The organism is Enterobacter cloacae complex sp. 402C9, assembly GCF_050030745.1.
GTDB lineage: Bacteria > Pseudomonadota > Gammaproteobacteria > Enterobacterales > Enterobacteriaceae > Enterobacter > Enterobacter intestinihominis.
Genome location: NZ_JBLGUW010000001.1, coordinates 2,601,197 through 2,622,595 on the forward strand (window position 1 = coordinate 2,601,197; position 21,399 = coordinate 2,622,595).

The window sequence follows — 21,399 nt, forward strand, 5'->3', positions numbered from 1 at the left end:
ACTCAGGCCCCTTTACGGTGAATGGCGAAGCGGTTGGCGTACCCTTCCGGATCGGTGCCGTTCCAGACGGTGCCGTCCATCAGGGTACTGCTGCGATACGGTGATGACGGTGTGGACATGCCGCCCACGGCGGTCGCGGCATCCTGCCAGACCGCGGTCTGGTTAATGCGCTGTGCGATGCCCGCATAATCCGGCGCGGCGTTGAGCAAGCCCCAGCGACGGAACTGGGTTAAGAACCACATGCCGTCGGAGAGATACGGGTAGCTCACGGCACCCTCATTGAAGAAACGGATCGGGTGCGCATCCTGCCAGCGCTGACCGAGCCCGTTGTCGTATTCGCCGAGCATGCGTCCGGTGAGGTACTGTTCCTTGCAGTTGAGCCATGCGCGGCGCGAGAGGATCTGCGCGGTTTCACGTTTGTTTTCCGCTGACGCCTCGATCCAGCGCGCGGCTTCCATCACGGCACTCACCAGCGCCCGTGCGGTGTGCGGATTTTTCACCACCCAGTCGCGTCGGGTGCCGAGGATCTTTTCCGGGTGATCGGCCCAGATGGACTGTGACGTGGCGGCGGTAAACCCGATGCGGTCGTTAATCGCCCGCGCGTTCCACGGCTCGCCGACGCAGAACCCGACCATGTTGCCGATGCGCATGTTCATCACCATCTGTGGCGGCGGGACCACCACAGTGCGCACGTCGTCAAACGGGTTAATGCCCGCACTGGCCAGCCAGTAGTAGAGCCACATAGCGTGTGTCCCCGTCGGGAAGGTATGCGCGAAGGTGTAGGTTCCCGGTGCCTGCTGTGTAATCAGCTTTTTCAGCCCGTCGAGATCGCGAACGCCCTTCTCCGCCAGATCGCTGGAGAGCGTAATGGCCTGACCGTTCTGGTTGAGAGTCATCAGGTTCGCCATCTGCTGCGGCTTGCCCGCGATACCCAGCTCCAGTCCGTACAGCAGGCCGTAAAGAATGTGTGCGGCGTCCAGCTCCCCTGCCACCAGCTTGTCGCGCACCGCCGCCCAGCTCGCCTCTTTAGTAGGTACAATGGTAATGCCGTGTTTTTTATCGAACCCTTTCAGGGCCGCGATAACCACTGGCGCGCAATCGGTCAGGGGGATAAACCCGATACGCACGGTATCCTGCTCCGGCTTATCTGACCCCGCCGCCCATGCGGCCTGCATGACACCCGGCAACAGCATCGCACCACTCGCCAGCATGCTGGCCTGCAATAAACGCCGTCTCGACAAATCCGCCATAATTGCTCCTGAAAAAAGGCAAAAAAAAGCGCCCGACGGTGCTGAAGCACCGCTGGACGCCTTTATCCCGAAGACGTATGCACCGCCGTTGGCGCATCGTCAAAAATAGTTAATCTGTTAATGCAAAGGTGATGCCAGCTTTTTAACCCCGGCGTTACGGGGTTTCTGCAAGGAGAGCGCTGTTTTACGCACCTCAATCAGGCATTAAATGCCCACTGATCGTGCAACTACTCCCCAGGGGGTATCTTCCACAGATTTTTCACCGTAAGGAGCGCACGGGCGATATCCACCATGCGTTGGTTTTTATCCATCGCCATTTTGCGCAGGGCTGTCCACGCCTGCTCCTCGCTCATGTTCTGATGCGTCATTAGCACGCTTTTGGCCTTGTCGATGGTCTTGCGCTCCTCCAGCGTGTCGCGCAGGGAAGCAAGCTGACGGGAGAGTTGCTCAATTTCACGCGCCTGCTGGCGCACCAGCGGCAGCAGTGGTCTATCCGGAAATCGCGCCAGGATATCGTCGTACTCATCATCTACGTGCAGGTTTTCGCTATAGCGACGCTCCTCAACTGCCGTCATCAGATCGGCAATGGCCACCTCCTCCAGCGTGCGCAGATGCTCAAGACGCGCGGTTTGCAGGGCAAACCATTTGAGGGCGGTATCGCCATTATCTGCCGGAGGCTGGCGGGTGCACGCTTCACGCCTGAGTTTTTCAGTCTCCAGACCCGGCTGACAGTTGAGGGTAAACGTCTCCTGCACGTCTGGAGTGCAATGGGAGATAAAAACCTCAAAGCAGGCCTGCTGGCCATCAATGCGATCCACCAGCCGCTGGCGAGTTTCATCGTCAAAGAATCCCTGGGTGAAACCAATAGCCCCTAACGCCCGCTCTTGTCCCACAAGTTCTTTGCCCTGCATCAGGCTGTAAAGGGCCACAAATCGGCCCGCGATGTGCGGATCGTCAATGCTGTCGCTGAGTTGAGGTACGATATTGAGCAGATGACGCAGTATGCGGCTGTAGTGTTCCATCGCCTGCGGCGCGGTGACGCGTTGACCTGTAACGCCATCACGCAGCACCGTTAGCGTTTCAAGGCCGTGCAGTGCGCTGGCGATACGTTCGCAGAGGGCGCTGCCCGGCAGCGGTTCGCTAAACAGGAGGTGCAATGCCGCAAGGTTTTCATCCACCAAAGCCCTGCTGGCCTTGCATTCAGGCCCGTACAATTTACCCTGCGAGCAGAGCCAGACATTTGACGCACCGCGTTCGCACTGTAGCATATGCACCAGTCGACTGATGCCGTTCACCAGTGCGCCCAGCTGCGCTAATCTGCCGAGCTGTTCCTCCCGCAGCATTCTTGCACGCTGGAACCATTCGGTCGCGCCAGGCGAACTGCCAGCCACTATCGTCATCGTTTCTCTCTCCGATACATATTCTTCGGTATGAGAAGCAATATTCGTGCCTTTTCAAAGAACAGGAGTCAACATGCAGAAGATTGTGATCGTCGCCAACGGTGCGGCCTACGGCAGTGAATCCCTTTTTAACAGTCTGCGCCTGGCAATCGCGCTGCGCGATAAGGAGAGTGAGCTGGAGCTGCGCCTCTTTTTGATGTCCGATGCCGTCACGGCCGCGCTGAAGGGGCAGAAACCCGCTGAGGGCTACAACATACAACACATGCTGGAGATCCTGACCGCGCAAAACGTTCCGGTCAAGCTGTGCAAAACCTGTACCGACGGTCGCGGCATTACCGGGCTGCCCCTGATTGATGGCGTGGAAATTGGCACGCTGGTTGAACTGGCTGAATGGACTCTTACCGCTGATAAAGTATTAACTTTTTAATAATAAATCGCCAAAAATATTATTTTCTTATGGACGCGGTTTCAGCATCAAGTTTACCTGCGCCATTGCCGATAGGCATGGAAACAACACAGCAGGTATTACACTTATGTTCAGATCCATTCGCGCCCGCATCATTGCGGCGACGACAGGCTGTATGGTCGTCGCCCTTCTTCTTAATACCATTATCAACTTTCAGGTCACGCGCCAGGATAATCAGCAGTCGCAGCGCGATATACTGACCAGCACCAGCGCCAGCCACAATATGGCGATTGCCGACTGGGTCAAAAGCAAAATGACGGTGATTGCCTCCGCGCAGAGTATCGCGCTGGCTGACGATCCGGTTCCGGTGTTTAAGCAATTAGCCCAGGCGGGCGGCTTCACCAACGTCTACGCAGGCTACGCCAGCAAGACGGCGAAATTCTCCGATCCTGCGGGGGTCCCGGCGGATTATGACCCAACCATTCGTCCCTGGTATCAGCAGGTGGTGAGCACGGACGGCCCGGTTGTGACGGCGCCCTACGTTGATGCCGGGACCGGGAAGCTGGTGGTGACGTTTGCCGTACCGGTGAAGGAGAATGGTACTCTGAAAGCAGTGGTAGCGGGCGATGTCGCCATGGATAGCGTGGTGGCGAACGTGCGCGGGATCCACCCAACGCCTGCCAGCAGCGGGTTGCTCCTGAACAGCGACGGCACGGTTATTGCCGCCAACGAGCCGACCCTGACGCTGAAGCCGTTTACCGGGACGATCAAAGGCATCGACCTTGCGGCGCTGAAGAGCGGTAATCCGGTCGACGGGACGCTGAATGATGAGGAAAAAACCTTTATCGCCTCAGCCGTGCCGGGCACGAACTGGCTGCTGGTCGTCGCCCTCGACAGCAGCGACGCCACCTCCGGCATGCGTTCCTTGCTGAAAGCGTCGGCAATCTCGCTGGTGATTCTGGCGCTTCTGAGCGGCGCCATTGTCCACCTCCTGATAGCCCGCCTGCTTAAGCGCCTGTCCGACATTCGCGACGCGATGCACAGCATTGCCAACGGCACCAACGATCTGTCCCAGCGTCTGCCGGATAGCGGTGATGACGAAGTGGCGCAAATTGCGCAGGCGTTTAACGCCTTCAGCAATAAGCTCTCGGTGGTGATGGTCCAGCTTCGCGACGCCAGCGCCTCAGTGAAAAACGCCGCGCAGGAGATTGCGGCAGGCAACCAGGATCTCTCCGGACGTACCGAGCAGGCCGCGTCCAGCCTGCGTGAGACCGCCAGCGCCGTGGAAGAGATAACCGCCTCCGTTACCCAGTCGAATGAATCGGCCGAAGAAGCCAACGACCAGGCCAGTAAGGCCTCTGCGGCCGCAGCGCGCGGCGGCGAAGTTGTCTCGCAGGCAATCAGCACCATGCAGTCCATCGAAGTGGCTTCTGCAAAGATTGGCGATATCACCAGCGTGATTGACGGCATCGCCTTCCAGACCAACATTCTGGCGCTTAACGCCTCCGTCGAAGCGGCTCGTGCCGGTGAGCAGGGCCGTGGGTTCGCGGTCGTTGCGGGGGAAGTGCGTAATCTGGCCAGCCGCAGCGCTCAGGCGGCGAAAGAGATCAAATCCCTTATTGACTCAACTACCGAAAGCGTTGCAACCGGCTCCCGGTTTGTGCACCTTGCGGGCGACAGCATGGATGAGATCCGCGCCAGCGTCGGGAGCGTGTCTGGCATTATGCGTGAAATATCTATTGCCACCCGCGAGCAGATGAAAGGGATCCATGAAATTAACCACGCGGTGACTCACCTGGATCGCATGGTGCAGCAGAACGCTGAACTCGTTGTACAGTCTGCTGCGGCGGCCAGCGCGCTGCAAAGCCAGGCGGGCGACCTTGCTGAGACCGCTGGCCATTTCCGCATATAATTTTTCCCGGACGCGCGTTAAGCAGGGAAAACGCGCGTCGGCTGAAAGGTTTCAGAAATTTTGTCATTTTTGTTTAATCGTTGCGCCATTTTTTGATCGAAATCAGCATCACCCACCTTCCCCTTTGGTGTTATGCAATGAGTAAATTGTGAACAACATCACGCTCGGGATGGGCAAAAACGACGGGGTATAAAAAATGGCACGAGTTAAAACGAGTCTGAAACTGTTTGGCGGGGATACGGTAGTGGTGCGTTGCTCAGAACGTTGCCGCATCCATCTGATGAGTACAAAAGGGCAAAAGCAATCGCAGGCAGATATCCTTACCGTCCAGGATGATAAGGCCTGGCTGACGGTGCCTTACACCGGCACCTGGGATGTGCTGATCGACAGCCACAGCCAGTCGCTCGAACATTCCGTAAGTTACGTGGCAGCATAACCATAAACGCCCGGCCAGCCGGGCGTATTATCAGGCAAAACCCGGGCGCAGCGTATTGCTGAGCGGGTTCCCTTCCAGCAGCGCTTTAACCTTCACCACCAGCTCACTCAGACAGTCGTCCTGCATACCGAGACGCGTCAGCTCCTGATCGAGCGAGAAAAGGTACTGGGCGTTAGTGCCCAGCGGTCCACTGGCGGCGGCAATCAGCGGGGCAATCACCTGGGTTCGGGTGTCGGCTTCATACAGCGGGTGGCGCGGATCCATAATGAACACCAGCGCGTTGACGGTGCGGCCGTCGTCCAGTTCCAGCTTGCACCAGCTGGGCATATAGCAGCCGGTGATCATCTCGCGCTTCCACAGCAGCGTGAGCTCATCTTCCAGCGTGGTATCCGGCAGCCGGTATGCCACGCCCGTGGTGCGCCCGCCCTCTTTTAGTGCAAGCATACGTCCAGGCTGACAGGCGCTGCCGCGTCCGGCGGTCAGGCGCAAACAGAAGGCGCGGTGCCAGCCAGGCAGCGTTCCGGTTGCCGATTCAACAAACTCGAGCGCCGGGTTCCACATCAGAGAGCCGTAACCAAAAATCCAGACCGGGCCATCATCCGGGCGGCAGGCCAGCGTTGCCGCAAGCGACGCCGCACGTTGTTCAGCCGACCACAGAAGCGATTCCTCAATAGCACCAAATGCCGTCTTACAATCTGCCTTCATCAAGAAATCACGCGTTAACACATTCCACCTCCGCCACTGCATGCTTCCTTGCGACATCTTTAATGCGCCTTCCCGGCATTCTGTGCTGTTCATTTTAACAGCAGTTGAGCAACGATAAGCAATTCGCGGGCCAGATGCAATACAGCGGCAGTTCAACCGCCTGAAATGTCAAAATGGAGGCAGCGTATTATTCGGCAGCTATTTCTTTTTGTGCCATTTGTCATCATCCCCTTTCTCATAGTCATTTTTTACGGCGGCCCAGGCCACTTTATGCGCCGTCTCTTCACGGCTGGCATCGTCCCGGCGATCTTCTTTATCTTTGTACTGATCCCAGGCGCTGTTAAAGGCTTCTTTGTAGATATCCTGAGCGTGGGCAGGCAGTACGTTTTGCACGTTATCCGGTAATTCGCTTTTCGATTTGTATGGCATCGTTAACCTCTCTTTTGGCTAAAAGATAAGTGTGGACGACGATACGCCAGGGTGCCAGCCGACAGCAAGAAATGAACTAATTAAGAGCGCAAGGCGTTGTTATTAAATTAATATTTTGTGTAAATAAGGTATTATAAGCTTCAGGAAGAAAATTCCCATTAAAGGGTAAAATTAAGTAAAAAATACAGGGTATTTAACCGTTTTCTGTTAATTTAACACCCTCAAAATCTATCTATAATTACAAGCACCTGCACTGTTGGAGAAACACATGACAGCAACACACGAGGCGGTAAAGACCCGCCACAAGGAGACCTCTCTCATTTTCCCGGTTCTGGCACTGGCTGTGCTGCTCTTCTGGGGAAGCAGTCAGTCATTGCCAGTGGTTGTGGGGATCAATATTCTGGCTCTGGTGGGTATTTTAACCAGTGCATTTAGCGTGGTACGCCATGCGGATGTTTTAGCCCACCGTCTTGGAGAGCCGTATGGGTCATTAATTTTAAGCCTTTCGGTTGTGATTCTTGAGGTCAGTCTAATTTCCGCATTAATGGCCACCGGCGACGCCGCACCAACGTTAATGCGCGATACGCTCTACTCCATCATTATGATTGTTACCGGCGGCCTGGTCGGTTTTTCGCTTTTATTAGGTGGCCGCAAATTTGCCACCCAGTACATGAACCTTTTTGGCATTAAACAGTATCTGATCGCCCTATTCCCGCTGGCGATTATCGTGCTGGTATTCCCGATGGCATTGCCGGGCGCAAACTTCACCACCGGCCAGGCGCTGCTGGTGGCGCTGATTTCCGCGGCAATGTACGGCGTGTTCTTGCTGATCCAGACCAAAACGCACCAGAGCCTGTTTGTTTACGAGCATGAAGACGACGGCGACGATGATGACCCGCATCACGGTAAGCCGTCGGCCCACAGCAGCGCGTGGCACACGGTTTGGCTGATCGTGCATCTGATTGCGGTAATTGCGGTCACCAAGATGAATGCGAACCCGCTGGAGGCGCTGTTAACTGAACTGAACGCGCCGGTCGCCTTTACCGGTTTCCTGGTAGCCCTGTTGATCCTGTCGCCAGAAGGCCTGGGAGCGCTGAAAGCGGTGCTCAATAATCAGGTGCAGCGTGCGATGAATCTGTTCTTTGGCTCCGTTCTGGCGACCATCTCCCTTACCGTTCCGGTGGTAACGCTTATTGCCTTTATGACGGGGAATGAATTGCAGTTTGCGCTGGGTGCCCCAGAGATGATTGTGATGGTAGCTTCATTGCTGCTGTGCCAGATATCCTTCTCCACCGGCCGCACCAATGTGCTGAACGGCGCGGCGCATATGGCGCTGTTTATTGCGTATCTGATGACGATATTTGCGTAATTTTTTTGCCGGGTGGCGCTGCGCTTACCCGGCCTACGAAACCCGTAGGCCCGCGCAAGCGTAGCGCCGCCGGGCAAAGAAAAACCCGCCGAAGCGGTTTTTTTTATTAGTTGCTGGTATCCAGCTCGTCGAAGCTCTTCACCAGATCGTCAATCGCTTTAATCTGTTTCAGGAATGGCTCCAGCTTATCCAGCGGCAGCGCGGAAGGACCGTCGCATTTCGCGTTAACCGGATCCGGGTGCGCTTCAATGAACAGACCCGCCAGGCCGGTTGCCATACCGGCGCGCGCCAGTTCGGTCACCTGCGCACGACGCCCGCCAGACGCGGCGCCAAACGGGTCGCGACATTGCAGGGAGTGGGTCACGTCGAAAATCACCGGAGACTGGTTAGAGACGTTCTTCATTACGCTGAAGCCCAGCATATCCACAACCAGGTTGTCATAACCGAAGTTTGAACCACGGTCGCACAGGATCACCTGGTCGTTACCACCTTCGATAAACTTATCGACGATATTACCCATCTGGCCAGGGCTCACAAACTGCGGTTTTTTCACGTTAATCACGGCACCGGTTTTCGCCATCGCTTCTACCAGGTCAGTCTGGCGCGCCAGGAACGCCGGAAGCTGAATCACGTCTACCACATCAGCCACGGGCTGTGCCTGAGACGCTTCGTGCACGTCGGTGATCACTTTCACGCCAAACGTCTGTTTCAGCTCCTGGAAAATCTTCATCCCCTCTTCCAGGCCCGGGCCACGGTAGGAGTGAATGGAGGAGCGGTTGGCTTTGTCAAAAGAGGCTTTAAACACGTACGGGATGCCCAGCTTCTGGGTCACGGTCACGTAGTGTTCGCAGATGCGCATAGCGAGATCGCGGGATTCCAGAACGTTCATACCGCCAAACAGCACGAACGGCAGGTCGTTTGCCACGTTGATATCACCAATGCTAACCACTTTTTGTTTCATAGGATCGCCTTATTCAGGTGTGAATCGGAATTAAGATTAATGCAGTGTAATGTGTTTATGCGCGATCGCGTTGATCTGCGCGCGAATCATTTCGCTGATCGGGTCTTCCGGACATTGCTCGACGAAATAATTCAAATCATTCAGCGCCACGTGCTCGCAGTCGAGCTGCGCATAAATCAGGCCGCGGTCGCGGATTTCGTACGGATCTTCCGGATTGAACTGCAACAGCACTTCGCTTGCGCGCAGGGCCAGCTCCATCTGACGCTCTTCCATCAGCGCAGACTTCAGCGTATCCAACAGCTTGCGGATCACTTCGGCGTTATCGGCTTCATCGAGATCTTCATTGAACAGCTCCGCTATCGGGCTGATGTTGCCTTTCAGCCAGACGTCCAGCGTATGCTCATCCAGCGTGTCGCCGTTAAACGGATTGATTAACCACATCTCACCGTCCAGCCACTCCGCCCGCAAAATCATCTGCGTCGGGAAAATGACCGGCACCAGTGGAATATCCAGTCGGTGCGCAACCCACAGTAAAATGGCGCCCAACGCGACGGCGCTACCCTGTCGATTTTTCAGCACCTGGTCCAGCCACAGTGCGTCAGACAGGCGATACACGCCTCGCGTGTCGCAGAAACCCCATTCGCCGTAGAAAAGCTCAATCAGCTTCTCTAATTGCCAGTCTTGCGGACGTGCCTGATTGATCTCTTCGCGCGCCAGGCTGACCAGATTTTCCAGTTCAGCGTAAACGTACTGTGATGTGAAATCGTCGCGGATCATCTCTGAAATCAGGATCATACCATCGCATAGCGGCACTTTGTTAAATTCGAAATCGGCTAAGGACCTCATGACTTACCCCAGTAACGGTATTCTTGTGGTGGCGAGTTTAATGATGATGTACAGCACCACCAGACCCAGCAGAAAGGCGATAAACCCTGTCTGCTGGCTGCGCGGACGATGACGCCCAAGCGCGATAAAACCCAAAACGATGTAGATGATAACGCCAAACAGCTTTTCAGTCAGCCATAGGCCTTTATCAGTAAATGGCAGATAGCCGGTCTTCCACATTAACCCGGCTCCGGAAAGGAACAGCACTGTGTCGATACCGTGTGGGGCGATACGTACCCAGCGGGCGTTAATCAGCGGATTATTGCTGTAGCGCCACCAGTAGCGGACAATGAAAAAGCCGATGGTCATAGCAACGGAAACCAGGTGAACGGAGATTAGCAGCGTAAACAGGCTCATGACCACTGCCCCAGCGTCAGACGTTCATTGCCGCCGTAATCCCGGCAGGTTTCCACGGCGGCGTATCCGGCACGCGTAAACAGCGCTCGCACCGCCTCTCCCTGCGTCCACCCATGTTCCACCAGCAGCCAGCCACCGGGAAGCAAATGTTTCCGTGACGTTGTCACAATGTGATCGAGATCCGCAAGTCCCTGATTCGCAGCGACCAGCGCGGTCAACGGTTCAAAACGCACGTCGCCCTGCGCGAGATGCGGATCGTCTTCGTCGATGTAGGGCGGATTGCTGACAATCATTTCGAACATGCGGTTTTCAAGCGCGGCAAACCAGCTGCTTTGCAGAACGGAAACATTGTTCAGCCTCAGCCGTTCAACGTTGCGCCGCGCAAGGGCGACCGCATCAGGCATCACGTCTACCGCCATCACGGTACAGTCCGGCCGCTCGCTGGCAAGCGCCAGCGCAATCGCACCGGTGCCGGTACCGAGATCGAGGATCTGACACGACTGCGCCGGTAACCGCGCCAGCGCCTGCTCCACCAGACACTCTGTGTCCGGGCGCGGGATCAGCGTCGCCGCTGAGACGTACAGCGGAAGTGACCAGAACTCGCGCTCGCCAACCAGATGCGCCACCGGCTCGCCGGTTTTACGGCGGGCGAGCAGCGCCTCCAGCTGCGATAGCTGTTCCGCTGTCAGTTCGGTTTCGCCGAAAGCCAGCAGATACGTGCGGGCTTTACCCGTCACATGCTCAAGCAGAATTTCGGCGTCCCGCTTCGGGCTTTCACTTTCTGAAAGTTCACGGGCTGCCTCACGTAACCAGCGCTGAAAATCCATTAATCCTGCTCGGACAGCGCCGCCAGCTGGTCGGCCTGGTATTCCTGCACGATAGGCTCAATCAGCATATCGAGCTTGCCTTCCATTGCCTCATCCAGACGGTAGAGCGTCAGGTTGATGCGGTGGTCGGTTACGCGCCCCTGCGGGAAGTTATAGGTGCGGTTACGATCGCTACGGTCGCCGCTGCCCAGCAGGTTACGGCGGGTAGAGGCTTCCGCCTGCTGGCGTTTCGCCATTTCCGCCGCGTGGATACGGGCACCCAGCACGGATAACGCCTTAGCTTTGTTCTTGTGCTGGGATCGCTCGTCCTGACACTCAACCACAATCCCGGTGGGCAGGTGAGTAATACGGATAGCGGAGTCGGTGGTGTTAACGTGCTGACCACCCGCCCCTGAAGAGCGGAAGGTGTCGATGCGCAGATCCGCCGGGTTGATATCCGGCAGTTCCGCTTCCGGCAGCTCGGGCATGACCGCCACCGTACAGGCCGAGGTGTGAATGCGTCCCTGAGATTCTGTCGCAGGCACGCGCTGCACGCGGTGACCGCCGGATTCAAACTTCAGCCGACCATAAACGCCGTCGCCGCTGATTTTGGCGATAACCTCTTTGTAGCCGCCATGCTCGCCTTCGTTGGCGCTCATGATCTCCACGCGCCAGCGGCGTGATTCCGCATAACGGCTGTACATACGGAACAGATCTCCGGCGAACAGCGCCGCTTCGTCGCCGCCGGTACCGGCGCGGACTTCCACAAAAGCGTTACGCTCATCGTCCGGATCTTTTGGCAGCAGAAGGACCTGAAGCTGCTGCTCCATCTCTTCTGACCGTGCTTTAGCGTCCTGCAACTCTTCCTGGGCCATCTCGCGCATTTCAGGATCGTCGAGCATCATCTGCGCGGTTTCGATATCTTCCTGGACCTGTCGCCAGTCGGTAAAGCATTTTGAAACATCACTTAGCTGCGCGTATTCACGCGACAGCGCGCGAAAACGTTCCTGGTCGGCAATGGTCCCGGCATCGCCGAGCAGCGCCTGGACTTCTTCATGGCGCTCGTGCAGAGCTTCCAGTTTAGCGACGATAGAAGGCTTCATAGGCGTAAATGCACCTTGTCTTAGAAAATGGGTATAGGGCGCTATTCCAGCCCGAGGCTGTTGCGCAGAATAGTCAGGCGTTCATCGTCCCCGTCACGGGCAGCCTGCTGAAGAGATTTGGTTGGGGCATGGATCAGGCGGTTGGTCAGTTTCCAGGCCAGATCCTGCATAATCGCCTGCGCGTCGCCGCCCTGTTCAAGGGCCGCTAACGCTTTGGCCGTCAGGTCATCACGCACCTGCTCCGCCTGACCGCGGTATTCGCGGATGGTCTCGCTGACGCTTTGCGCGCGCAGCCAGGCCATAAATTCGCTGGTTTCCTGTTCAACGATGGTTTCCGCCTGCACAGCCGCCGCCTTACGCTGGGCAAGGTTGTGCGAAATGATGCTTTGCAGGTCATCCACGCTGTACAGGTAGGCGTTCGCCAGTTTGCCCACTTCCGGTTCGACATCACGCGGAACGGCGATATCCACCAGCAGCATCGGCTGATTGCGGCGGGATTTCAGCGCACGCTCGACCATCCCTTTCCCGATAATCGGCAGCGGGCTGGCGGTAGAACTGATAATAATGTCCGCCTCTTTCAGACGTTCATCGATGTCGCTCAGCGCAATCACCTCAGCGCCCACTTCATCTGCCAGCACCTGCGCACGTTCGCGGGTGCGGTTAGCGATGATCATCTTCTTCACCTTGTGTTCGCGAAGATGGCGCGCCACCAGCTCGATGGTTTCGCCCGCCCCCACCAGCAGTACGGTGACGGTCGACAGCGATTCAAAGATTTGACGGGCAAGAGTACAGGCCGCGAAAGCAACCGAAACCGCACTGGCGCCAATGTCGGTTTCGGTTCGCACACGCTTCGCCACGGAGAATGACTTCTGGAACATTCGCTCCAGTTCGCTGGCTTTCAGATGCCCTTTCTGGGAATCCGCGAAGGCTTTTTTCACCTGGCCGAGGATCTGCGGCTCGCCCAGCACCAGCGAATCCAGACCGCTGGCCACACGCATCAGATGGCTGACCGCATCGTTATCCTGATGCCAGTACAGGCTGTTGCGCAGCTCTTCTTCGTTGAGGTTGTGATAGTCACATAGCCAGCGGATCAGCGCCTCGTGCAGGTTGTCCTGCTCTTCCACGCTTAAATAGAGCTCGGTACGGTTGCACGTCGACAGCACCACGCCACCCTGCACCATCGGCTGTGCAAGCAGGCTATCCAGCGCCAGGTCGAGCGTATCCGGCGAAAACGTAACGCGTTCTCGCAGTGAAACCGGGGCCGTTTTGTGGTTAATACCGAGTGCTAATAGGGTCATGTTGAGCGGGAGTAGTACCAGCGTTAATAAGGTTAGCAGGACGCATCATACAGGATGCGCGAGATCAATAAAAGAGACTGCCCCCTTTCGGAGTAATAGCTTACGCCGCGCTTTGAGATAATTTGAACGTAGACGGTGGCACCCTTCAACGCTAGCATTAACAGTTATAACTGCAACGTATCTCAAGGATTTGTCATCATTATGACCCGAATGATTCGCCTGCTGCCTCTGGCGGCCCTGGTTCTGACCGCCTGTTCCGTTCATCAGCCGAAGGGCCCGGGCAAAAGCCCCGACTCACCGCAGTGGCATCAGCACCAGCAGGATGTGCTGAAATTAAGCCAGTACCAGACCCGCGGTGCATTTGCATATCTCTCTGACGAACAAAAAGTTTATGCTCGCTTCTTCTGGCAGCAAACGGGGCAGGACAACTATCGCCTGCTGCTGCTCAACCCGCTGGGCAGCACCGAGCTGGAGCTTAACGCGAAGCCTGGCGAAGCGCAGATCACCGATAACAAAGGCCAGCACTACACCGCGACTGACGCCGAAGAGATGATTGGCAAGCTGACCGGGATGCCGATTCCGCTCAATAGTCTGCGCCAGTGGATCCTTGGCCTGCCGGGTGACGCCACCGACTATACGCTTGATGACCAATACCGTCTGAGCCAGGTTAACTACACCCAGGGCGGTAAAACCTGGAAAGTGGTGTACAGCGCGTATGACAGCAAGACTCAACCATCGCTGCCGTCCAATATGGAGCTGACGCAGGGTAGCCAGCGTATTAAGCTGAAAATGGACAACTGGATCGTTAAATGATGACCCACTGGCCCTCTCCCGCAAAACTGAACCTGTTTCTCTACATTACCGGGCAGCGCGCTGACGGCTATCACACCCTGCAAACCCTGTTTCAATTTGTCGACTACGGCGACACGATCTCAATCGAACCGCGTCAGGACGGGCAGATTTGCCTGCTGACGCCAGTCGACGGCGTGGCGCATGACGATAACCTGATCGTGCGCGCTGCCCGCCTGCTGATGAAAACGGCGTCGTCGTCGGATCGTCTGCCAGCGGGAAGCGGTGCGGATATCCGTATCGACAAACGCCTGCCGATGGGCGGCGGTCTTGGCGGCGGTTCGTCAAATGCTGCAACCGTTTTGGTGGCGCTTAACCATCTGTGGGGTTGCGGTCTGACAACGGACGAGCTGGCAGCGTTAGGGTTGACGCTGGGCGCCGATGTACCAGTGTTTGTGCGCGGCCACGCGGCGTTTGCTGAAGGGGTGGGCGAAATCCTCACGCCGGTCGATCCGCCGGAAAAATGGTATCTGATCGTTCACCCTGGCGTGAGCATTCCTACCCCGGTCATCTTTAAAGATCCTGACCTGAAAAGAAATACCCCGGTACGGTCAATAAAAACGTTATTAAATTGTGAATTCAGCAACGATTGCGAGGATATCGCAAGAAAACGTTTTCGCGAGGTTGATGCGGTGCTTTCCTGGCTGTTAGAATACGCGCCGTCGCGCCTGACCGGTACAGGGGCCTGTGTCTTTGCTGAATTTGACACCGAATCCGCCGCCCGTCAGGTGCTTGAGCAAGCGCCGGATTGGCTGCATGGTTTTGTAGCACGCGGGATGAACACCTCCCCCCTACAGCAGGCCATTCTGGCGCAGACTGAGTTTCGGTGACAACGTCACCCTGTTCCAGACGTTGCATCGCGCTCTTTAATACACCGCCTGGATAGCGTTTGCTTAGGCCCCGCAGTTTGCGGCGAACGCTATCCACCACTGGACGCATGCCTGAGGTTCTTCTCGTGCCTGATATGAAGCTTTTTGCTGGTAACGCCACCCCGGAACTAGCACAACGTATTGCCAACCGCCTGTACACTTCCCTCGGCGACGCCGCTGTAGGTCGCTTTAGCGACGGCGAAGTCAGCGTACAAATTAACGAAAATGTACGCGGTGGTGATATTTTCATCATCCAGTCCACCTGTGCTCCAACGAACGACAACCTGATGGAATTGGTTGTTATGGTCGACGCGCTGCGTCGCGCTTCTGCTGGCCGTATCACTGCTGTTATTCCTTACTTTGGCTATGCACGTCAGGACCGTCGCGTCCGTTCCGCGCGTGTGCCAATCACCGCTAAAGTTGTCGCAGACTTCCTCTCCAGCGTCGGCGTTGACCGCGTACTGACGGTCGACCTGCACGCAGAGCAGATCCAGGGCTTCTTCGACGTGCCGGTTGATAACGTTTTCGGCAGCCCAATCCTGCTGGAAGACATGCTGCAACTGAATCTGGACAACCCGATTGTGGTTTCTCCAGACATCGGCGGCGTGGTACGTGCTCGAGCTATCGCGAAGCTGCTGAACGATACCGACATGGCGATCATCGACAAACGCCGTCCGCGTGCTAACGTTTCTCAGGTGATGCACATCATCGGTGACGTGGCTGGCCGCGACTGCGTGTTGGTGGACGACATGATCGATACCGGCGGTACGCTGTGTAAAGCCGCTGAAGCGCTGAAAGAGCGTGGTGCGAAACGCGTATTCGCTTACGCAACTCACCCGATCTTCTCCGGCAATGCGGTAAACAACCTGCGTAACTCCGTCATCGACGAAGTTGTGGTGTGCGATACCATCCCGCTGAGCGACGAGATCAAAGCGCTGCCAAACGTGCGTACGTTGACTCTGTCCGGGATGCTGGCCGAAGCGATTCGTCGTATCAGCAACGAAGAATCGATCTCCGCAATGTTCGAACACTGATCGAACACGGCCAAAAAACCCGCTACGGCGGGTTTTTTTGTTTATAGTATTTATTTGTATGACTTATGCCTCCTTCACCTGCCATTCATATGACAGATGATGCGCACACGGATGATAGATAATTGTGAAAAACGTAACCTCCTCACATGTTCTGCCCTTTCGCGCCCTCATCGACGCCTGCTGGAAAGAGAAATACACGTCGTCACGCTTTGTTCGTGACCTGATAGCCGGGATCACCGTCGGGATTATTGCCATCCCGCTGGCGATGGCACTGGCGATTGGTAGCGGCGTCGCGCCGCAGTACGGGCTGTACACCTCAGCCGTTGCGGGGATTGTGATTGCGCTGACGGGCGGGTCCCGCTTCAGCGTCTCCGGCCCAACTGCCGCCTTTGTGGTGATCCTCTACCCGGTTTCCCAACAGTTTGGTCTGGCAGGCCTGCTGGTTGCCACCCTGATGTCCGGCATCTTTTTAATTCTGTTCGGTCTGGCCCGCTTTGGTCGCCTGATTGAATATATTCCCCTTTCCGTGACGCTGGGGTTCACCTCGGGGATTGGGATTACCATCGGGACCATGCAGATTAAAGATTTCCTCGGCCTGCAAATGGCCCATGTTCCGGAGCACTACTTACAGAAAGTGGGCGCGCTGTTTATGGCGTTGCCGACGGCCAACCTGGGCGATGCAGCCATTGGCATCGTTACCCTCGGCACACTCATCGTCTGGCCTCGCTTAGGCATTCGTCTCCCGGGGCATCTCCCCGCTCTGCTGCTGGGCTGCGCGGTGATGGGCGTCGTCAACCTGCTCGGTGGACAGGTCGCCACCATTGGCTCCCAGTTCCACTATGTTCTGGCGGATGGCTCACAGGGTAACGGTATTCCGCAGCTGCTGCCGCAGCTGGTTCTGCCGTGGGACATGCCGGGCTCCAGCTTCACCCTGAGCTGGGATTCCCTTCGCGCTCTGCTGCCTGCCGCGTTCTCCATGGCAATGCTGGGCGCGATTGAATCCCTGCTCTGCGCCGTCGTGCTCGACGGCATGACCGGCACAAAGCACAAAGCCAACAGCGAACTAGTCGGTCAGGGCTTAGGGAACATCGTTGCACCGTTCTTCGGCGGTATTACGGCTACGGCTGCGATTGCCCGTTCCGCCGCGAACGTACGTGCGGGCGCGACATCACCGGTTTCCGCGGTCATTCACTCCCTGCTGGTGATCATGGCGCTGCTGATCCTTGCCCCGCTGCTTTCATGGCTTCCACTCTCGGCCATGGCTGCGCTGCTGTTGATGGTGGCCTGGAATATGAGTGAGGCGCATAAGGTGGTGAATCTGCTGCGCCGTGCGCCGAAAGACGACATTATCGTGATGCTGATCTGCATGTCGCTGACCGTGCTGTTTGATATGGTTATCGCTATCAGCGTCGGCATAGTGCTGGCCTCGCTGCTGTTTATGCGCCGCATCGCGCAGATGACGCGTCTCTCCCCGGTTAACGTTGAGGTGCCTGACGATGTGCTGGTGTTGCGCGTGATTGGCCCGCTGTTCTTCGCCGCGGCGGAAGGTTTGTTCAGCGATCTGGCGTCCCGCGTCGCGGGCAAACGGATTGTGGTGCTGAAGTGGGATGCCGTCCCGGTGCTGGATGCCGGCGGTCTGGATGCCTTCCAGCGCTTTATTGCCCGCCTGCCGGAAGGCTGCGAGCTGCGGATCAGTAACCTCGAATTCCAGCCCCTGCGCACCATGGCGCGCGCGGGCGTGCAGCCGATCCCTGGCCGATTGTCCTTCTACCCTAACCGTGAAGCTGCATTAGCGGATCTGTGAGTCATCTGATGCAGAGACACGTCTTTGCATCATCACCCCGATCGCCTGCTGGAGCCATTCAAGCACGGCAGGCGTCATCCACGTACCTTTCATCAGATGCGGCTCCTGCTGCATGGCGAGACGAAATTTTTGCTGGGTCTGCGGGTTTGTTCCCGCATAGGACTGGAATAAAACCAGCCACTTTTCTGCCAGCTTTTGCGCATCGTCAGAAGCGGGACCGAGATTATCCCGCTGCGCCTGATGCAGCTTTGCCACCAGCGGCGGCCATTCCATCATCCGGTCAAAGTAGTGCGCCCGGGTAAAGGCCATCTCTTCGGCAGTGAGATATTGCTCCCAGATGCTGAGCTTTGATTCGGCAAACGCCCGCGTGATGTAATCCGTAATCTCCGGCGTAATGCCGGTTTGCTCCTGCATCTGCGGCTCCACGCTGTGCATTTCGTTCAGACGGGTCAAAAATTCCGGTTTGCCTGCGGTATCCTGTTCCAGGCGTTCCATCCACCGTGAAGCCAAATCGGTCGCCCGCGCGTCCGTGACGCTGACGTTCTGTTCCAGCAAGTGTTTAACCTCCGTCACCAGACCCGACCAGATATCCGCCAGCGCCTCTTTCTCTACCGCAAACGGCAGTTGCTGCAACTCTTCTTTGCTAAACCAGCGATCGTACATATTCATTAACTCCAGAGTCTGTAGCCAGGATTCCAGATCCGGCGTCGCATCGTCGGTCAGCCCGGTACGCAATTCCACCAGCCGGTTGCGCAGCGTATGGATGCTACGCTGTTGCTTGTCCAGCAAAGTGATTTGCCCGTCGAGTAATTCCGCTAATGACAGCGAACGCTGTTCCAGAAAACCCCTGATTTCGGCAAGCTCCAGCCCGGCTTTTGCCAGCGTCTGGATCATATGCAGACGCTGCACATCCGCCAGGTTGTAAAGCCGGTAGCCTGCCGCGCTTCTGGCAGAAGGTAACAACAGCCCTGTTTGCTCGTAGTGATGCAAAGTCCGCACGGTGATCCCAGCACGTTTCGCCAGTTCACCCACCTGAATCAACATAACGGCTCCTTTTGTTCTGCCAGTGTCGCTACTCTGAAGCCTTACGTTACGTGAGGGTCAATGCGTCATGCAAAAAAAAACGACTTCAGATGAAGTCGTTTCGGTGTTCTTTATGGGGCACTAGCCGTGCTTATGCTGGTCGCGGCGGCATCGTTTATCGTAATGGCGCACCCACCAGTATTTATCGCAGACTTCCTCATGTCCGCTCACGCGCGCCCCGGCGAGCCACAATACCGCACCGAGGAAGATACTCAGCACCGCGCCATGCGCAAAGTATTGTGGGAGGTCAAGCTGCGGTAATTGGTTTAAAATTGAATAACCGACACCGGCGACCATCACGAACAGTCCCAACCCCATTAGCACGTTACCGAGCATTGAAGCGTTTTTGCGTTTCATATGTCACCTCCGGAACTTTGGGTTGTCAGGGGAAAAACCCCTTCTCCTTGTGTGTAAAGTATAGACAACGCCACTTATATGAGTTGCGTGAATGATCACATTTACAAATAACTCCCGGACAAAAATTTACAAATAAGACATTGAACAGCTTGAAATTCTAATTGTTCAAAGAAGAAATTATTCGCATTTCGGTGTACAGCAGGCAGAACTTTGTCAAGCGGCGCGCCAGACAGTAAACTACGCGCCAGATCTGGAACCCATTAGGAAGCAAATCGTGACGATTAAACTGATTGTCGGCCTCGCCAATCCGGGCGCAGAGTATGCCGCTACCCGCCATAACGCCGGCGCCTGGTATGTTGATCTGCTGGCGGAACGTCTGCGCGCGCCCCTGCGTGAAGAACCCAAGTTTTACGGGTATACCTCACGCATCAATCTTGCGGGTGCTGACGTGCGGTTGCTGGTGCCAACCACCTTTATGAACCTGAGCGGCAAAGCCGTGGCGGCTATGGCAACGTTTTATCGCATCAATCCGGATGAGATCCTGGTGGCCCACGACGAACTGGATCTGCCGCCAGGCGTGGCGAAGTTCAAGCTGGGCGGCGGTCATGGCGGCCACAACGGCCTTAAAGACATCATCAGCAAACTGGGTAATAACCCTAATTTCCACCGTTTGCGCGTGGGAATCGGCCATCCGGGCGATAAAAACAAAGTTGTTGGTTTCGTACTGGGTAAACCACCGGTTTCTGAGCAGAAGTTGATTGACGAAGCGGTGGACGAAGCGGCCCGCTGCACCGAGATTTGGCTTCAGGACGGCCTGACGAAAGCCACCAATCGACTGCACGCTTTCAAAGCGCAATAATCGACGCCCTGGGGCTTTTTTACCGCGCGTCGCGCGGGTTACGTGTATAATAGGCGTAGTTATTTACTTTTCTTCAATCGGTTATCGTTAACGGATTGATTATCAAGATATTAAGGTGATTTAGAAATGGGATTCAAATGCGGTATCGTCGGTCTGCCAAACGTGGGCAAATCCACCCTGTTCAACGCGCTCACCAAGGCAGGTATTGAAGCGGCGAACTTCCCGTTCTGTACCATCGAGCCGAACACCGGTGTTGTTCCTATGCCCGATCCGCGTCTGGACCAGCTCGCGGAAATCGTGAAGCCGCAGCGCATTCTGCCGACCACCATGGAGTTCGTGGACATCGCGGGCCTGGTAAAAGGCGCATCCAAAGGTGAAGGCCTGGGCAACCAGTTCCTGACCAACATCCGTGAAACAGAAGCGATCGGCCACGTTGTGCGCTGCTTCGAGAACGACAACATTATCCACGTTAACAACAAAGTGGATCCGGCTGACGACATCGACGTCATCAACACCGAGCTGGCCCTCTCTGACCTCGACACCTGCGAGCGCGCCATTCACCGCGTGCAGAAGAAAGCGAAAGGCGGCGACAAGGACGCGAAAGCGGAACTGGCTGCCCTGGAAAAATGTCTGCCACAGCTGGAAAACGCGGGCATGCTGCGCGCGCTGAAAAACCTGACTGAAGAAGACAAAGCGGCGATCAAATACCTGAGCTTCCTGACCCTGAAGCCAACCATGTACATCGCCAACGTTAACGAAGACGGTTTCGAGAACAACCCGTACCTCGACAAAGTACGTGAAATTGCCGCGGCTGAAGGTTCTGTGGTTGTTGCCGTGTGCGCGGCCGTTGAATCTGATATCGCCGAGCTGGACGATGCCGACCGTGAAGAGTTCATGGCCGAACTGGGTCTGGAAGAGCCGGGCCTGAACCGCGTGATCCGCGCGGGCTATGAGCTGTTGAACCTGCAAACCTACTTCACCGCTGGCGTGAAGGAAGTGCGTGCGTGGACCATCCCTGTGGGTGCAACTGCGCCTCAGGCGGCTGGTAAAATTCACACCGACTTCGAGAAAGGCTTTATTCGTGCGCAGACCATCGCGTTTGAAGACTTTATCACCTACAAGGGTGAGCAAGGCGCGAAAGAAGCAGGCAAGATGCGTGCGGAAGGGAAAGACTACATCGTTAAAGATGGCGATGTGATGAACTTCCTGTTTAACGTCTGATTAGTT

General features: G+C 56.3%; 22 protein-coding genes. 10 read left to right on the top strand and 12 right to left on the bottom strand.

Features of this window, described 5'->3' with window-relative positions; all coding sequences use genetic code 11:
* Positions 1-2 precede the first annotated feature (2 nt).
* Positions 3-1,250 (bottom strand): CmpA/NrtA family ABC transporter substrate-binding protein, encoded by a 1,248-nt coding sequence (locus tag ACQG1K_RS12420; protein WP_022648370.1) that lies wholly within the window; start codon positions 1,248-1,250, stop codon positions 3-5.
* A 227-nt stretch (positions 1,251-1,477) separates the two neighbouring features.
* Positions 1,478-2,650: a nitrate regulatory protein NasR gene (gene nasR / locus ACQG1K_RS12425; RefSeq protein ID WP_063138065.1), complete on the bottom strand. Its 1,173-nt coding sequence runs from the start codon at positions 2,648-2,650 to the stop codon at positions 1,478-1,480.
* 73 nt (positions 2,651-2,723) lie between these two features.
* Here nasR and ACQG1K_RS12430 point away from each other — a divergent pair, with 73 nt between their 5' ends.
* The 3 genes from ACQG1K_RS12430 to ACQG1K_RS12440 all read left to right on the top strand — a co-directional run bounded on the left by ACQG1K_RS12430 (position 2,724) and on the right by ACQG1K_RS12440 (position 5,404).
* A complete protein-coding gene (locus ACQG1K_RS12430; RefSeq protein ID WP_023300288.1) occupies positions 2,724-3,077 on the top strand; it encodes a DsrE/DsrF/TusD sulfur relay family protein in 354 nt (117 codons plus the stop codon).
* Positions 3,078-3,183: 106 nt separating this feature from the next.
* On the top strand, positions 3,184-4,968 hold the full coding sequence (locus ACQG1K_RS12435) for a methyl-accepting chemotaxis protein (RefSeq protein WP_023306429.1): 1,785 nt from the start codon (positions 3,184-3,186) through the stop codon (positions 4,966-4,968).
* A 196-nt stretch (positions 4,969-5,164) separates the two neighbouring features.
* Positions 5,165-5,404 (top strand): hypothetical protein, encoded by a 240-nt coding sequence (locus ACQG1K_RS12440; protein ID WP_015570352.1) that lies wholly within the window; start codon positions 5,165-5,167, stop codon positions 5,402-5,404.
* Positions 5,405-5,434: 30 nt separating this feature from the next.
* On the opposite strand, the gene ACQG1K_RS12445 is transcribed toward ACQG1K_RS12440, so the two are convergent.
* Positions 5,435-6,130: a gamma-glutamylcyclotransferase gene (locus ACQG1K_RS12445; RefSeq protein ID WP_017384255.1), complete on the bottom strand. Its 696-nt coding sequence runs from the start codon at positions 6,128-6,130 to the stop codon at positions 5,435-5,437.
* A 177-nt stretch (positions 6,131-6,307) separates the two neighbouring features.
* Positions 6,308-6,538, bottom strand: a complete 231-nt coding sequence (chaB, locus tag ACQG1K_RS12450) for a putative cation transport regulator ChaB (RefSeq protein ID WP_003856674.1) — start codon at positions 6,536-6,538, stop codon at positions 6,308-6,310.
* A gap of 268 nt (positions 6,539-6,806) precedes the next feature.
* On the opposite strand from chaB, the gene chaA reads away from it, so the two are divergent.
* Entirely contained in the window at positions 6,807-7,907 is a 1,101-nt protein-coding gene (chaA, locus tag ACQG1K_RS12455; RefSeq protein WP_003856672.1) for a sodium-potassium/proton antiporter ChaA, read from the top strand.
* Between the two features lie 106 nt (positions 7,908-8,013).
* On the opposite strand, the gene kdsA is transcribed toward chaA, so the two are convergent.
* From kdsA to hemA, 6 genes are read right to left on the bottom strand one after another with little or no spacing between them, the layout of a single operon-like run.
* A complete protein-coding gene (kdsA, locus tag ACQG1K_RS12460) occupies positions 8,014-8,868 on the bottom strand; it encodes a 3-deoxy-8-phosphooctulonate synthase (RefSeq protein ID WP_022648375.1) in 855 nt (284 codons plus the stop codon).
* Between the two features lie 36 nt (positions 8,869-8,904).
* Positions 8,905-9,714 carry an invasion regulator SirB1 gene (gene sirB1, locus ACQG1K_RS12465; RefSeq protein ID WP_022648376.1) on the bottom strand — a complete coding sequence of 270 codons (810 nt, stop codon included), beginning with the start codon at positions 9,712-9,714 and terminating at the stop codon, positions 8,905-8,907.
* A 3-nt stretch (positions 9,715-9,717) separates the two neighbouring features.
* Positions 9,718-10,110 (bottom strand): invasion regulator SirB2, encoded by a 393-nt coding sequence (gene sirB2 / locus ACQG1K_RS12470; protein ID WP_023300291.1) that lies wholly within the window; start codon positions 10,108-10,110, stop codon positions 9,718-9,720.
* Entirely contained in the window at positions 10,107-10,937 is an 831-nt protein-coding gene (gene prmC, locus ACQG1K_RS12475) for a peptide chain release factor N(5)-glutamine methyltransferase (protein WP_367074372.1), read from the bottom strand. Before prmC ends, sirB2 begins: the two co-directional genes overlap by 4 nt.
* Entirely contained in the window at positions 10,937-12,019 is a 1,083-nt protein-coding gene (gene prfA, locus ACQG1K_RS12480) for a peptide chain release factor 1 (RefSeq protein WP_003856667.1), read from the bottom strand. Before prfA ends, prmC begins: the two co-directional genes overlap by 1 nt.
* Positions 12,020-12,060: 41 nt before the next feature.
* Entirely contained in the window at positions 12,061-13,317 is a 1,257-nt protein-coding gene (hemA, locus tag ACQG1K_RS12485) for a glutamyl-tRNA reductase (RefSeq protein WP_003856666.1), read from the bottom strand.
* A gap of 201 nt (positions 13,318-13,518) precedes the next feature.
* On the opposite strand from hemA, the gene lolB reads away from it, so the two are divergent.
* The 4 genes from lolB to dauA all read left to right on the top strand — a co-directional run bounded on the left by lolB (position 13,519) and on the right by dauA (position 17,873).
* Entirely contained in the window at positions 13,519-14,130 is a 612-nt protein-coding gene (lolB, locus tag ACQG1K_RS12490) for a lipoprotein insertase outer membrane protein LolB (RefSeq protein WP_032676197.1), read from the top strand.
* On the top strand, positions 14,127-14,996 hold the full coding sequence (gene ispE, locus ACQG1K_RS12495; RefSeq protein WP_023300294.1) for a 4-(cytidine 5'-diphospho)-2-C-methyl-D-erythritol kinase: 870 nt from the start codon (positions 14,127-14,129) through the stop codon (positions 14,994-14,996). Before lolB ends, ispE begins: the two co-directional genes overlap by 4 nt.
* A 125-nt stretch (positions 14,997-15,121) precedes the next feature.
* Positions 15,122-16,069 (top strand): ribose-phosphate diphosphokinase, encoded by a 948-nt coding sequence (gene prs, locus ACQG1K_RS12500; protein ID WP_003856663.1) that lies wholly within the window; start codon positions 15,122-15,124, stop codon positions 16,067-16,069.
* 124 nt (positions 16,070-16,193) lie between these two features.
* Positions 16,194-17,873, top strand: coding sequence for a C4-dicarboxylic acid transporter DauA (gene dauA, locus ACQG1K_RS12505; RefSeq protein ID WP_022648380.1), 1,680 nt, complete (start codon positions 16,194-16,196; stop codon positions 17,871-17,873).
* Here dauA and ACQG1K_RS12510 read toward each other — a convergent pair.
* Together ACQG1K_RS12510 and ychH are read right to left on the bottom strand one after the other, a co-directional pair.
* Positions 17,859-18,917 carry a MerR family transcriptional regulator gene (locus tag ACQG1K_RS12510; protein WP_063199318.1) on the bottom strand — a complete coding sequence of 353 codons (1,059 nt, stop codon included), beginning with the start codon at positions 18,915-18,917 and terminating at the stop codon, positions 17,859-17,861. The genes dauA and ACQG1K_RS12510 overlap by 15 nt on opposite strands.
* A gap of 120 nt (positions 18,918-19,037) precedes the next feature.
* Positions 19,038-19,313, bottom strand: coding sequence for a stress-induced protein YchH (gene ychH / locus ACQG1K_RS12515; protein ID WP_022648382.1), 276 nt, complete (start codon positions 19,311-19,313; stop codon positions 19,038-19,040).
* Positions 19,314-19,587: 274 nt separating this feature from the next.
* Between ychH and pth the strand changes: the two genes are divergently transcribed.
* Positions 19,588-20,172: an aminoacyl-tRNA hydrolase gene (pth, locus tag ACQG1K_RS12520; RefSeq protein ID WP_006810922.1), complete on the top strand. Its 585-nt coding sequence runs from the start codon at positions 19,588-19,590 to the stop codon at positions 20,170-20,172.
* 126 nt (positions 20,173-20,298) lie between these two features.
* Positions 20,299-21,393, top strand: a complete 1,095-nt coding sequence (gene ychF, locus ACQG1K_RS12525) for a redox-regulated ATPase YchF (protein ID WP_010432886.1) — start codon at positions 20,299-20,301, stop codon at positions 21,391-21,393.
* The last annotated feature ends 6 nt before the right edge of the window (positions 21,394-21,399 follow it).

Excerpts from the sequence above, each read along its gene's own strand:
- sirB2 (WP_023300291.1), bottom strand. The coding sequence starts at position 10,110 with ATGAGCCTGTTTACGCTGCTAATCTCCGTTCACCTGGTTTCCGTTGCT.
- kdsA (WP_022648375.1), bottom strand. The coding sequence starts at position 8,868 with ATGAAACAAAAAGTGGTTAGCATTGGTGATATCAACGTGGCAAACGAC.
- ACQG1K_RS12435 (WP_023306429.1), top strand. The coding sequence starts at position 3,184 with ATGTTCAGATCCATTCGCGCCCGCATCATTGCGGCGACGACAGGCTGT.
- lolB (WP_032676197.1), top strand. The coding sequence starts at position 13,519 with ATGACCCGAATGATTCGCCTGCTGCCTCTGGCGGCCCTGGTTCTGACC.
- ACQG1K_RS12440 (WP_015570352.1), top strand. The coding sequence starts at position 5,165 with ATGGCACGAGTTAAAACGAGTCTGAAACTGTTTGGCGGGGATACGGTA.
- prmC (WP_367074372.1), bottom strand. The coding sequence starts at position 10,937 with ATGGATTTTCAGCGCTGGTTACGTGAGGCAGCCCGTGAACTTTCAGAA.
- nasR (WP_063138065.1), bottom strand. The coding sequence starts at position 2,650 with ATGACGATAGTGGCTGGCAGTTCGCCTGGCGCGACCGAATGGTTCCAG.
- sirB1 (WP_022648376.1), bottom strand. The coding sequence starts at position 9,714 with ATGAGGTCCTTAGCCGATTTCGAATTTAACAAAGTGCCGCTATGCGAT.
- chaB (WP_003856674.1), bottom strand. The coding sequence starts at position 6,538 with ATGCCATACAAATCGAAAAGCGAATTACCGGATAACGTGCAAAACGTA.
- ACQG1K_RS12510 (WP_063199318.1), bottom strand. The coding sequence starts at position 18,917 with ATGTTGATTCAGGTGGGTGAACTGGCGAAACGTGCTGGGATCACCGTG.
- ACQG1K_RS12420 (WP_022648370.1), bottom strand. The coding sequence starts at position 1,250 with ATGGCGGATTTGTCGAGACGGCGTTTATTGCAGGCCAGCATGCTGGCG.
- chaA (WP_003856672.1), top strand. The coding sequence starts at position 6,807 with ATGACAGCAACACACGAGGCGGTAAAGACCCGCCACAAGGAGACCTCT.
- ychH (WP_022648382.1), bottom strand. The coding sequence starts at position 19,313 with ATGAAACGCAAAAACGCTTCAATGCTCGGTAACGTGCTAATGGGGTTG.
- ACQG1K_RS12430 (WP_023300288.1), top strand. The coding sequence starts at position 2,724 with ATGCAGAAGATTGTGATCGTCGCCAACGGTGCGGCCTACGGCAGTGAA.
- prfA (WP_003856667.1), bottom strand. The coding sequence starts at position 12,019 with ATGAAGCCTTCTATCGTCGCTAAACTGGAAGCTCTGCACGAGCGCCAT.
- ispE (WP_023300294.1), top strand. The coding sequence starts at position 14,127 with ATGATGACCCACTGGCCCTCTCCCGCAAAACTGAACCTGTTTCTCTAC.
- ychF (WP_010432886.1), top strand. The coding sequence starts at position 20,299 with ATGGGATTCAAATGCGGTATCGTCGGTCTGCCAAACGTGGGCAAATCC.
- hemA (WP_003856666.1), bottom strand. The coding sequence starts at position 13,317 with ATGACCCTATTAGCACTCGGTATTAACCACAAAACGGCCCCGGTTTCA.